10 protein-coding genes are annotated in these 12,695 nt (G+C 55.2%); 7 read left to right on the top strand and 3 right to left on the bottom strand.

Annotated features, from left to right (window positions below; translation table 11 throughout):
• Nucleotides 1-31: 31 nt before the first annotated feature.
• The gene (xseA, locus tag KOL70_RS09965; protein WP_215480599.1) at nucleotides 32-1,399 is read right to left on the bottom strand and encodes an exodeoxyribonuclease VII large subunit; all 1,368 of its coding nucleotides are present in this window, start codon (nucleotides 1,397-1,399) and stop codon (nucleotides 32-34) included.
• Between the two features lie 168 nt (nucleotides 1,400-1,567).
• Here xseA and guaB point away from each other — a divergent pair, with 168 nt between their 5' ends.
• The 4 genes from guaB to KOL70_RS09945 all read left to right on the top strand — a co-directional run bounded on the left by guaB (nucleotide 1,568) and on the right by KOL70_RS09945 (nucleotide 8,373).
• Complete coding sequence (gene guaB / locus KOL70_RS09960; RefSeq protein ID WP_021506568.1) at nucleotides 1,568-3,034, top strand: IMP dehydrogenase; 1,467 nt, start codon at nucleotides 1,568-1,570, stop codon at nucleotides 3,032-3,034.
• 72 nt (nucleotides 3,035-3,106) lie between these two features.
• The gene (gene guaA / locus KOL70_RS09955; protein WP_021506569.1) at nucleotides 3,107-4,687 is read left to right on the top strand and encodes a glutamine-hydrolyzing GMP synthase; all 1,581 of its coding nucleotides are present in this window, start codon (nucleotides 3,107-3,109) and stop codon (nucleotides 4,685-4,687) included.
• A gap of 614 nt (nucleotides 4,688-5,301) precedes the next feature.
• Nucleotides 5,302-7,662, top strand: a complete 2,361-nt coding sequence (locus tag KOL70_RS09950) for an AAA family ATPase (RefSeq protein WP_215480598.1) — start codon at nucleotides 5,302-5,304, stop codon at nucleotides 7,660-7,662.
• Nucleotides 7,663-7,776: 114 nt separating this feature from the next.
• The gene (locus tag KOL70_RS09945; RefSeq protein ID WP_215480597.1) at nucleotides 7,777-8,373 is read left to right on the top strand and encodes an HNH endonuclease; all 597 of its coding nucleotides are present in this window, start codon (nucleotides 7,777-7,779) and stop codon (nucleotides 8,371-8,373) included.
• 419 nt (nucleotides 8,374-8,792) lie between these two features.
• On the opposite strand, the gene KOL70_RS09940 is transcribed toward KOL70_RS09945, so the two are convergent.
• Nucleotides 8,793-9,704 (bottom strand): LysR family transcriptional regulator, encoded by a 912-nt coding sequence (locus KOL70_RS09940; protein WP_215480596.1) that lies wholly within the window; start codon nucleotides 9,702-9,704, stop codon nucleotides 8,793-8,795.
• Nucleotides 9,705-9,799: 95 nt separating this feature from the next.
• Between KOL70_RS09940 and KOL70_RS09935 the strand changes: the two genes are divergently transcribed.
• The 3 genes from KOL70_RS09935 to KOL70_RS09925 all read left to right on the top strand — a co-directional run bounded on the left by KOL70_RS09935 (nucleotide 9,800) and on the right by KOL70_RS09925 (nucleotide 11,678).
• Nucleotides 9,800-10,243 (top strand): ester cyclase, encoded by a 444-nt coding sequence (locus KOL70_RS09935; protein WP_058781738.1) that lies wholly within the window; start codon nucleotides 9,800-9,802, stop codon nucleotides 10,241-10,243.
• Nucleotides 10,244-10,263: 20 nt separating this feature from the next.
• A complete protein-coding gene (locus tag KOL70_RS09930) occupies nucleotides 10,264-11,184 on the top strand; it encodes an NADP-dependent oxidoreductase (RefSeq protein WP_058781739.1) in 921 nt (306 codons plus the stop codon).
• A gap of 125 nt (nucleotides 11,185-11,309) precedes the next feature.
• Nucleotides 11,310-11,678 carry a hypothetical protein gene (locus KOL70_RS09925; protein WP_215480595.1) on the top strand — a complete coding sequence of 123 codons (369 nt, stop codon included), beginning with the start codon at nucleotides 11,310-11,312 and terminating at the stop codon, nucleotides 11,676-11,678.
• A 6-nt stretch (nucleotides 11,679-11,684) separates the two neighbouring features.
• On the opposite strand, the gene KOL70_RS09920 is transcribed toward KOL70_RS09925, so the two are convergent.
• Nucleotides 11,685-12,593 (bottom strand): LysR family transcriptional regulator, encoded by a 909-nt coding sequence (locus KOL70_RS09920; protein WP_104094087.1) that lies wholly within the window; start codon nucleotides 12,591-12,593, stop codon nucleotides 11,685-11,687.
• Nucleotides 12,594-12,695 lie beyond the last annotated feature (102 nt).

Raw genomic sequence — 12,695 nt, 5'->3', positions numbered from 1 at the left:
TTATCAACCATTTATGCGGCTGAAAAGATTATCACGCCTTACGGCTGCGCGTCTTCTGTGGTTGTAACGCCGTCACCTGACTCTCCACCCAGCCATCATCCAGCCGGGTACGCAGCAGATCGCCGGTATGCAGCTGACGGGTCTTTTTCACCACCTGGCCCTGAGCATCGGTGGTGACGCTAAAGCCGCGCGCCAGCGTCGCCAGCGGACTTACGCCTTCCAGCTGTGCTGCCAGCGTACCAAAACGCTGCCGGCTGTGATTGAGCTGTTTTTCCATGCCCTGTTGCAGCCGGTAGTGCCACTGCTGTAACTGCTGCTGAGCGCGCAGAATTCGTCCCTGCGGCTGCTGGGATTGCAGGCGCTGCAGCAGGCGATCCTGCTGGCGATGCGCCAGGCGCAGCCGCTGATCGGCCGCTTCCTGCAGACGACGCTGCAGTTGAATCAGCGTGGTTTGCTGGCGTGCCAGGCGCAGCTGCGGATGCTGCTGTTGCAGACGATGCTGCAGCCGGGTGAAGCGGCGCTGCTGCTGCGCCACGTAATAGTCCATCGCCATCTCCATGCGCTGCTGCTGAGACTGCAAACGGCGCAGCAGCTCGATCTGGTTGCGGCTCACCAGTTCGGCAGCGGCAGAAGGCGTCGGCGCGCGCAGATCGGCAACAAAGTCGGCGATGGTGACATCGGTTTCATGCCCAACGGCGCTGACGATCGGCAGGCGGCTGGCAAAGATGGCCCGCGCCACGCGCTCGTCGTTGAAGCTCCACAGATCTTCCAGTGAACCGCCGCCGCGCCCGACAATCAGCACGTCGCACTCGTCACGCTGGTTGGCCAGCTCGATGGCGCGCACGATGGCGGCGGGCGCATCAACGCCTTGCACTGCCGTCGGATAGATCACCACCGGCAGCGAGGGATCGCGGCGATGCAGCACGCGCAGCACATCGTGCAATGCCGCGCCGGTGGCGGAGGTGATCACACCCACCTGGCGCGCCGGCTCCGGCAGCGGTTGTTTAAACTGCTGGTCGAACAGGCCCTCCGCCGCCAGCCGGGCTTTCAGCTGCTCAAACTGTTGCTGCAGCAGCCCTTCACCGGCCGGATGCATGCTTTCGATAATCAACTGATAGTCGCCGCGCGGCTCATACAGCGTGATGCTGGCACGCACCAGCACCTGCTGACCGTGCTGCGGGCGAAAGCTGACGCGTCGATTGCTGTTGCGGAACATGGCACAGCGCACCTGCGCGCCATCGTCCTTCAGGGTGAAGTACCAGTGACCGGAAGCGGGCTGAGTGAAATTGGAAATTTCAGCGCTGAGCCACACCTGGCCCATTTCATTTTCCAGCAGTTGGCGCACCGTGGTGTTCAGGCGGCTGACAGTAAAAATATTGGCGGTTGGCGGTAGCGACATGTGATGAGGATCAAATTTCAAATCAGAGGGTTAATTAACCGATACTACATGCCTGCCCCGGAGGATCAAGACTTTTTCCGAAAAAACACTGGAGGCAACCGATTTCGGCCTGTATAATGCCGCGGCAATATTTTATCTGTTTTAAACGCCCCAGGTGGAGATATTGCAATGTTAAGAATCGCGAAAGAAGCCCTCACATTTGACGACGTCCTGCTCGTTCCCGCTCACTCCACTGTTTTACCCAACACGGCCGATCTCAGCACCCAGCTGACCAAAAACATCCGTCTCAACATTCCTATGCTGTCTGCAGCGATGGACACCGTGACCGAAGCCGGTCTGGCGATTGCGCTGGCGCAGGAAGGCGGTCTGGGCTTTATCCACAAAAACATGTCGATTGAGCGCCAGGCGGATGAAGTTCGCAAGGTGAAAAAACACGAAAGCGGCGTCGTAACGGAGCCACAGACCGTGCTGCCAACCACCACGCTGGCCGAGGTGAAAGAGCTGACCGAACGTAACGGCTTCGCCGGTTACCCGGTGGTTAACGCCGACAACGAGCTGGTGGGCATCATTACCGGTCGTGACGTGCGCTTCGTGACCGATATGACGCTGCCGGTGACCGCGGTTATGACGCCGAAAGAGCGCCTGGTGACGGTGAAAGAGGGTGAAGCGCGTGAAGTCGTGCTGCAGAAAATGCACGAAAAACGCGTCGAGAAAGCGCTGGTTGTTGACGACAGCTTCCACCTGCTGGGCATGATTACCGTTAAAGATTTCCAGAAAGCCGAGCGTAAACCTAACGCCTGTAAAGATGCGCAGGGTCGTCTGCGCGTCGGTGCCGCGGTGGGTGCCGGTGCCGGCAACGAAGAGCGCGTTGATGCGCTGGTCGCTGCGGGCGTTGACGTGCTGCTGATCGACTCCTCGCACGGCCACTCTGAAGGCGTGCTGCAGCGTATCCGTGAAACCCGCGCAAAATATCCGGACCTCGAAATCATCGGCGGCAACGTGGCGACCGGTGCAGGCGCACTGGCGCTGGCTAACGCGGGCGTGAGCGCGGTGAAAGTGGGCATTGGCCCGGGCTCCATCTGTACTACCCGTATCGTTACCGGCGTTGGCGTACCGCAGATTACGGCGGTATCCGACGCGGTTGAAGCGCTGGAAGGTACCGGTATTCCGGTCATCGCTGACGGCGGTATCCGTTTCTCTGGCGACATCGCCAAAGCCATCGCTGCGGGTGCGTCGGCGGTAATGGTTGGCTCCATGCTGGCCGGTACCGAAGAATCGCCGGGCGAAATCGAGCTCTACCAGGGCCGTGCGTTCAAATCCTACCGCGGGATGGGTTCACTGGGCGCGATGTCCAAAGGCTCGTCTGACCGCTACTTCCAGAGCGATAACGCCGCCGACAAACTGGTGCCGGAAGGTATCGAAGGGCGCGTTGCCTATAAAGGCCGCCTGAAAGAGATCGTGCACCAGCAGATGGGCGGCCTGCGCTCCTGCATGGGCCTGACCGGTTGCCCGACCATCGACGATCTGCGCACCAAAGCCGAGTTCGTGCGCATCAGCGGCGCCGGCATCAACGAAAGTCACGTGCACGATGTGACCATCACCAAAGAGTCACCGAACTACCGCATGGGTTCATAATCCCGTAAGATTTCCCGCCCGGCTCCAGCCGGGCGCTTTTATTATTAAGTCCATCCCAATGGAAACGCCTCAATGACGACTGAAAATATTCATAAACATCGTATTTTGATCCTCGATTTTGGTTCTCAGTATACGCAGCTGGTCGCGCGCCGCGTGCGTGAGCTGGGCGTCTACTGCGAACTCTGGGCGTGGGATGTCACCGAAGAGCAAATCCGCCAGTTCAACCCGAACGGCATCATCCTGTCCGGTGGTCCGGAAAGCACCACCGAGCACAACAGCCCGCGCGCGCCGGAATATGTGTTCAACGCCGGTGTGCCGGTGCTGGGCGTGTGCTATGGCATGCAGACCATGGCGATGCAGCTGGGCGGTAAGGTTGAAGGCTCGAACGAGCGTGAATTTGGTTATGCGCAGGTTGAAGTGACAACCCCGAGCGCGCTGGTGCGTGATATCGAAGATGCCATCAGCGCGGCGGGCAAACCGCTGCTCGACGTGTGGATGAGCCACGGTGACAAAGTCACGGCGATCCCGGCAGACTTCGTGACGGTTGCCAGCACCGAAAGCTGCCCGTTTGCCATCATGGCCAACGAAGAGAAGCGTTTCTACGGCGTGCAGTTCCATCCGGAAGTGACGCACACCCGTCAGGGCCTGCGCATGCTGGAGCGTTTTGTGCGCGACATCTGCGGCTGTGAAGCGCTGTGGACGCCAGCCAAAATCATCGAAGATGCGGTAGAGCGCATCCGTGAGCAGGTGGGTGAAGACCGTGTGATTCTCGGCCTGTCCGGCGGCGTGGACTCATCCGTGACCGCGATGCTGCTGCACCGCGCGATTGGCGAGCGCCTGACCTGTGTGTTCGTCGATAACGGACTGCTGCGTCTGAATGAAGCTGAGCAGGTGATGGACATGTTCGGCGACCACTTTGGTCTGAACATCGTGCACGTTGCGGCAGAAGGGCGCTTCCTCGACGCGCTGGCGGGCGAGAACGATCCGGAAGCCAAACGTAAGATCATCGGCCGCGTGTTCGTGGAAGTGTTCGACGAAGAAGCACTGAAGCTGACCGACGTGAAATGGCTGGCGCAGGGCACCATCTATCCGGACGTGATTGAGTCGGCGGCTTCAGCTACCGGTAAAGCGCACGTGATCAAATCGCACCACAACGTGGGCGGTTTGCCGAAAGAGATGAAGATGGGCCTGGTTGAGCCGCTGAAAGAGCTGTTCAAAGATGAAGTGCGTAAAATCGGTCTGGAACTCGGCCTGCCTTACGACATGCTGTACCGCCATCCCTTCCCGGGCCCTGGTCTGGGCGTGCGCGTACTGGGTGAAGTGAAGAAAGAGTACTGCGACCTGCTGCGCCGTGCCGATGCCATCTTTATCGAAGAGCTGCGCAAAGCCGATCTGTACAACAAAGTCAGCCAGGCCTTTACCGTGTTCCTGCCGGTGCGCTCCGTCGGCGTGATGGGCGATGGGCGTAAATACGACTGGGTGGTTTCCCTGCGTGCTGTCGAAACCATCGACTTCATGACGGCCCACTGGGCGCACCTGCCGTACGACTTCCTCGGCCGCGTCTCCAACCGCATCATCAACGAAGTGAACGGCATTTCACGCGTGGTTTATGACATTTCAGGTAAACCGCCTGCGACGATTGAGTGGGAATAAAATTTTTATTAAAATTTTATTTTGATTAAATAAAGTAATGCCGTTAATAATGTATTTTTGGTTGTTAATGGCATTTATTTATTTTATATAAGCGACTTCGTCGGGCGAAATTGGTTTAACGCCATAATTGAAACCCCTCTACATAATGTTGGGCTTGAATCGAGCGCTTATAGGCGAAGTCTTACGTGGATTTTACCAGAATGCTCACTCATGGCTAGGCCATCACCCTAATTGTGATTGGCGCTTTAAAGGTATTAGTCTGTCGTCGTGCTTTATCATTATGTTATTCTCGCCAATGCGTTGTAATTTTTCATTCTATAGGGGTAGGTCGACGTTTTATCCAGAAAAGCCGCATATAGGACCGCTAGAACTCGTTCAGGATGCCAGTATATAATTTTCCTGCGGATTTGCGGAGTGATGATAATACCTCCATGGTTCTTTATTTCGGTTGCGGCGACTTACAGCAAGATGCTAGCTTGGCGAATTCCTATGATTAACAGAAGTTATAACTTAAATCGGGTCCATGTTAGCCGCGGGGTTATATAAAACGAGCAATGTAGCTTCCAGAGATATCTATTTCAATAATTTAAGATAGCAGGGGGTTTTACTACAATATGGAAAATATAGACGAACGCGACATCGACGCGGCTCGCTTTGAAAAGCATATTTTGTCAATGGGGCGTAACATATCAAATCAAACGCCATCAACGGTGCTCAAGTTAGCTGTGTTTATGTTATTCACTGAATTGAATGAAAATTTTTTATCTCTTCCTTGGTCACTGGACGATATAAAAACTACTGATGGTTTAACAACCGCCAGAATTCGCGCTATCGAGTGGTTAGAACTTGGCGATGACGATGGAACAGCGCTAGAATGGAGGCGCTTGCCTCAACACTGGCTGGATGAACTATTTCACTTCATTATATATAGTAGCGTCAGTCGTGAGATTTCTTTGAAGCGATTGGATTATCTTGTCAAAAGTTTGAGTGTTCTCCGTTACTCTAATCATTGGGCTCAGAAGGTTGAAAACTTCGTCGCTCATTTTGCACGCGGCTGGCCAATCCAAGGTCACGTAGCTGTTGACTTGAATACTATGACAACTGGTGAACTCGGGATTAAACTGAGCGATTTTAGTGCAACTGAAAAATACGCATTGTCTGATGCTCTTAAGCCCCATCTATTCGAGGTCTGTCTCCGTCTTCGTGCTTATGAGGTTCGATATCATTTCGTCCCAGAGCAGGGAGCTAACTATGCTTGGGACTATGTCGGCACAACCTTTAAAATTGCTTGGCCAACTCGCAATCGCAAAAGAAGAGATCCGTATGAAAGTTGCCTACCCTCTAATTCAGATGGTCTTAATTTCGCACAGTGGTTTCTTGGCAGTAATTATGCTCAACGTGTGACGATCGTAGTACTTCCCTCGGCTGATTTAAGAGGCAGGGGTTGGCGTGCCGAAATTCGTCATAATCTGTTACGGCGTAAGCAAGTGATAGGTGTATTGGAGCTACCTGTTAGGGTTTCTGGTTCTGCACGGCTTTCCATGTTAATTATGGCAACCGGGCAATTAAGCTTAGACGAACCAGTTTTGCTGATGGACGGTCGTGCTGTAGACGGGCTAAGAGACGAACCTCTCGACCGTTTAGCGCGATTTCTAAGCATTCCGTTTATGCGGAAAATGATGACTGATGGAAAATCCCGACAAAGTAATGACTACTTTTTGGGAGAGGGACTATTAAATCGCGCTAGGAAGATGTTCAGGTCAAATTCAGGTGAGATACCAGGTTTTTTTCGTTACGTGATGCCAGAAGAAATCCTGGAAGACGAGCATATTGTACTAAATCCTGGTCATTGGATTACCGAACGCCAATCCATGGTCACAAGCGATCTGCTAGATGGTTCTCCTGTTTATAAGCTGTTGGAAGAACGAGAACAAGCACGCTGCATATACGTCATCGGAAACAATGGTGCGGGAAAGAGCATGCTCTTACGTCAGCTTGCTAAAACCTATGTTACTTCAGGGCGGCCCGTGCGTGCTATTGCTTCCGCAACCAGCGACAGATTTGAGACCAAAATGGGTACAAATTCTGACTACATCTACTTAGGTTCGCGTACCAGTGCGAGATCCACACAGCCACATAGGCTTGGGCGTAAGTTAGCTGAACTGATGGTTTCTATCCACGCGGATCGCGCCAAAGTTATAGTGGTGAATAGGGTCTTGGAGCAACTGTCCTTCGCAGGTCAGCATTACCTCCTGCCGGAGGCCGCCACTTCCGATATCCTTGAATCAATGCGAGAACTCGGTAGAGATGATATTCCAGTCAATATGAAGGGGTGGAAATTGGGTTTTCGCAAGACCCATGAAAATACGATTGTCCCATTTGATCACCTTAGTACAGGTGAACAGCAGCTACTGCTTCTGACGGCAAGGCTTGTTGAATACGCGAAGCCTGGCGTTGTCTTCATGGTCGATGAACCTGAGACAAGTTTGCACGTCGCTTGGCAACGAGCACTGCCATCGGTCTTTCAGACAATCAGTCGGGATTTCAATTGCCAGATTGTCATTGCTACGCACTCACCGATTCTAATTTCTACCTCGCATGGCAGCGATACATTCCGATTTATGGCAGATGGCGGTGTGCTAGAAGCAATTGATGAGCAAGCTGCGAGCAGTGTCGAGCGAGTCCTTTTTCAAGGGTTCGATACTTACACAGGGAACAACCGAGAAGTTCACGAACGCTGCGCTGAGTTGGTTTCGATGGCAATCGAGTTTGCCAACACGGAGCGAACTGAAAAGTTGCCAAGGGTCTTGGATGAATTACGGCAAATGGAAGAGAAAGTAGTTAGAGCTGTCCCGGCACTTGGCTCCGATGTACCAGCGCTGCACCTTGAACTCATTCGGAGAGCTACGATAGCGATAGGGGAATTGACTAGCTCTGATCCGACTGAGGAGGCAAGATCATGGACCAACTGGTAACGGCTGAGATAGATTTCGGGATGAACGTGCTGACCTCAATCGAGGCTCGAGCTTTCTATCGTTCATGGAAAAAAGTCGCGTCAAGTAGAGCCGGATCCTGGTCCGCCATTCGTAATGCTACATTTACCGTTGCGAGCAAAAAAAAAATGGTCAGGGGTTGATGTCATATCAGCACTTCGCGACCACCTTGTTGCTCTGCAGTCTGAACGCTGCTGTTACTGTCGACGACGGCTTGGTGGAATAGCCTATGCGCGGCCTATTGAGCACATCCTACCCAAAAACGTTTACGGGCATTACACCTTCACTTACCGTAACCTTGCAGTGGCATGCTTCGACTGTAACCACGTCAAAAGCAAAGCCAACTGGTCAAACTGGCCAACAAATCGTAGGGGATACATCAATAAAAAAAGCTGCAACAGTTTTTTTCATGCCCGTTTCCATGATTATGACTCCCATGTCAGATATCTTCACTTGGAGACGAATGGCGCATCGGTCAGCATTTACGTTGGCTTGACTCCTCAAGGACGACATCTTTGTGTTGAGCTACTGAAAAAGTCCTCGGGAAGAATCCTTTCGGAAAGTGCCAACCCGCGATTTTCTGCCGCAATGGGCAAACTTCGTGGTCAAGTTCAGCAGATTAGTGCGGCTACTGACGACACTAAATTGTTAGACTTTATGGAAGCGTTAGAACTTGCCGCTGACCTGCCGTAAAGGAGTATCAATCTGGCAGGGGCGACAGTAAGGCAACTTATTTTTGGGTTGCATAGTTATCAGGTAAATTGGGTCTGTCGAAAGACTGTACTCTACTTGTTCCAGCTCTTAGACCTACTATGCGAAATTTCGCCTTCGGCGAAACGGGCCGACAACAAGCTTCAACTTGTCACATTACGAAGACCATTTTGCGACTATATCCACATTTTTAAAAATGTATTCTTTATGGCATTGAAGGACAGGTAGTGTTTAAGTTGTTTCAAAGTAATGGTTTGCTTTCCCTATTGATATTTGAGTGGGAGTAACACCCACTCAGCCAACCGCCAGCACCTGAAGCCTCAAAGCCCGCGTAACTGCGAGCTTTTTTTATCCTGCCATCTTTCGCATCGCCCGATCCGCGCAGAATTCAGATACAGCGCCTACAGCCGCGCCGCCTGTTGTTCAATAAATTCCCTGAACCACTGCTGGGCGGGATGCGCGTCGCTGCGCCGGTGCCAGATCAGGTTGAACACCATTTCGGGCAACGACAGCGGTGGAGGGAACAGCACCAGCTGGCGACTGGCCTGCGCATGCAGCGCCACGCGCTTCATCACGGTCGCCGTCATGTGGGTTTGCGCCACGATAGACGGCACCGTAAACATCTGCTGGACCGTCAGCCCCAGCCGGCGCTTTTTACCCTGCTGCGCCAGCACCTGATCAACCAGGCCGTACAGTTCACCTTCCGGCGAGACCAGAATATGCGGCAGCGCCAGGTAGCTCTCCATGTCCATGCCGCGTCTGGCCGCCGGATGGTTGCTGGCGACGATGGTGACGAATTCATCGCGCAATACTGGCCGGGAGATGATGCGGCTATCGTTATGGGTAGGCATGACGCCGATGGCGACATCAATCGCGCCGGCATCTAACAAATCGACCGCGTGATCGCGGTTGGTAAACGCCTGCACATTCAATGACACGCCGGGGGCGACGTCCTGTAGCGCCTGCATTAACGAAGGCAGCAACACGAAAGCCGGATACTCCGACACGCCCAGTTTGAAGTTTATTTGCGCTTTTTCCGCTGCAAACGCGGGCTTTGCCACCAGCGTCGCTTCGAGCTGGCGCAACGCCCCGGCGATGGGGCCGGACAGATCGCGCGCACGCGCGGTTGGCAGTAAACCCTCCGCGCTGCGCATGAACAGCGGGTCACCGAACAGGGTGCGTAATCGCGACAAAGCGGCGCTCATCGCCGGCTGGCTGACGCCCACCTGGGTTGCCGCACGCGTGACGTTGCGCTCGTTCATCAGCGCGTCAAAAGCCACTAACAGATTGAGATCGATGCCATGAAAATCCATACGGCAAATAATCACTCATATTGAATATTTGTTGGACGAATTGTAGGGCGCTGCGCAAAATTCCACAACCAACCCTCACCTGAAAGTGAATAACGATGAATCCAGCAGCAGAATACGTACAACGGCTAAAAATTGAACGACAGGCGGTAGAGACGCTCTATCAGGCCTTCAGCGACAACAACCCCGATCTGGTCGATAGCGTGCTGGCTCCGTCATGGGAAGACATTCCGCTGGCGCCGGGACAGGCGCCCGGGTCGGAAGGCATCAAGCCGATCATTCGCATGCTGGCGCAGGCTTTTCCGGACGTGCAGATCGTGGTGCATGACATGATTCAGGAGCCTGGCCGCATCGCGGCGCGGGCGGAAATCAGCGGCACCCATCTCGGCGAAATTTTCGGTATCGCGCCGACTGGTAAGAAAGTGAGCTTCCGTCTGCATGAGTTCCATGCGCTGGAGGACGGCCGTCTGATCACCACCTGGCACATGGAGGATTGGTTTGGCCTGTTCCTCCAGCTTGGCCAGTTTCCGCCACAAGCCTGAATCAGACCGGAGAGTTGATAATGAAAGCAGCATTGATTGATACGTTTGGCACCGCCGATGTGCTGACGATCGGTGAACGTCAACTTCGCGCCGCCAGTCCGGATGAGGTGACGGTGCAGGTTGAAGCGGCGAGCGTTAATCCGCTGGATGTGAAAATCATCTCAGGGCATATGCAGCAGGTTTTCCCGGTGGACCTGCCTTACGTGCCGGGCATGGATTTCTGCGGCGTGATTACGGCAGCTGGCGAGCGCGTGAGCCATTTAAACGTGGGCGATCGCGTATTCGGGCGCACGCCACCGGGTGCAGGCGGGGCTTTTGCCCAAAGCCTGGTAATCGCCGCCGATGACGTATGCCTTGTCCCGGCAGCGATGAGCGCCGAACAGGCCGCGGCGCTGCCTACCGCGTTTGGCTCCGCGCAGCAGGCGCTGTTCGATGTGGGCCAGCTGCAGCGTGGCGAGCGCGTGCTGATTCACGCCGCAGCGGGTGGCGTCGGCAGCATGGCCGTCCAGCTGGCGCATCAGGCGGGCGCTTATGTCATCGCCACGGCGTCGGCGAAAAACCACGCGCTGGTGACCAGTCTGGGCGCCGATGAGGTGATTGACTACCGCACGCAGGACTTTGCAGCAACGCGCGATATCGACCTGGTGATAGACAGCGTCGGCGGCGAAACGCTGAGCCGCTCCTGGTCCGTGCTGCGCGCCGGCGGGCGCATTGCCACGCTGGTGGAGTTTGGCATCACGCCCGTCGGCGGCCAGCACGGCGAGTTTGTCTTCTTCGCCAGCGCGACGCCGTATCTTGCCCGGGCGAGCAGCCTGTTCCAGGCCGGGCAGTTACAGGTCATCACCGACGCTATCTTTTCGCTGGATGATGCGCGCTCAGCGCTGGAGAAGGTGGCGACCGGCCATGCACGCGGCAAAGTGATTATCCGCGCCAACCCTTAACGCCTGGCGTCATGTCGCAGTAAAAATGCGCCCGCTACCCCGCGGGCGTTTGTTTACCGGTTTGTCGCAGGGGATAAGGATATGTTAATAATCTGGCGTTAACGGCAGAGGCTTCAGGAGGAAACGTGCTGTTTAATTTCAGAGCCGCGGGCAAGCGCGCACCACCTGGCAAACGCTCGCTGACATCCATCATCATTCTCTATCTTGCGATGCTGTGCGGTACGGCTTTTCTCGCGTTTCTGCCGCTGATCTGCGCGATGGGCGCCGGATATGTCGCCAGTCTGGCAGGCTGCCAGCTGGACGAAGGCAACGTGCATCCCTGTTACATCCTGGGAGAAGATCGCGGCCAATTGCTGTATGAATTAGGCGTCATGGGCTGGTTCCTGCTCGGCACCATTCCCCTGGGTGGGATACTATTTTTACTCGCGACCCTCACCTTCATCCTTCAGCTGGTGGGCTATTACCGGCAAACACGCGCTGAGGCTAATCGGTAATTTGCGTCAGTGCTGTTCCGCACAAATCTCCAGGCAGAACCCGAGAAATGCCTCCACCGCCGCCGGGGCCAGACGGCGCGAAGGCCGGGTGATAAACAGCGGATAGGTTTCGTCAGGCCAGTCGGGGAAAAGTTCGACCAGTTCACCGCTGGCGATCAGATGTTGCACGCTCAGTGCCAGCACCTGGGCTACGCCGGCACCGCCGACGCACGCCTGTACCATTAAATCCGGATCGGTGGTGGTCAGATGGCCGTGGGTGGCGACCGTCAGCCGCTGCGTGCCACGATGAAACTCCCAGCTAAAGGGCTTATTGCTGCGCGGATCGATGTATTGCAGACAATTGTGCTCAGTCAGCTGCTGCGGCTGCGTCGGGCGACCACAGCGTACCAGATAGTCCGGGGCGGCCACCGTCAGGACGCGCGTTTGTAACAGCAGGCGTGAGGTCATGGTGGACGGCGGCTGTGGCCCGAAACGCACCGCAACATCAATACCTTCTGCTACCAAATCGCCCACATCGGGCTGCTGCAAAATCGTCAGTTCCAGATGCGGATAACGGGCACGCAGCAGCGGCAGCTTTGCCGCCAGCACATAGCGGGAAAACAGCGGATTGAGGCTCACGCGCAGTGTACCGCGCACCGTCACGGCGGCGCCGGAGACGTAGTTTGCTGCTTCTTCAATCCCTTCCAGATGCGGCGCCGCCCGCTCATACAGGCTGGCGCCTTCGCTGGTGAGATGCAGGGTGCGGGTGGTGCGATCCAGCAGGCGCACGCCGAGACGCTGTTCCAGTCGCGAAATCGCCCGGCTAACGCCCGAGGCGGACAACCCCAGCACTTCGCCGGCGCGGCTGAAGCTGCCGGCTTCAACCACGGCTGCCAGCACGCTCATGCCGGATAATAGTCGGCCATCAAAACTCATCCTGTTCTCCATCTTTGATTTTTAGCAAAGATCATTTGCCTGAGCCTACCTTTATCAAAAATGCGCTGCAACTTATTGTGTGCCCCGAAACGCGACCGGCAC

Origin of the sequence: Pantoea sp. B270, from assembly GCF_018726825.1 — a bacterium.
GTDB lineage: Bacteria > Pseudomonadota > Gammaproteobacteria > Enterobacterales > Enterobacteriaceae > Pantoea > Pantoea dispersa.
This window is presented reverse-complemented; position numbering and strand designations above follow the sequence as displayed.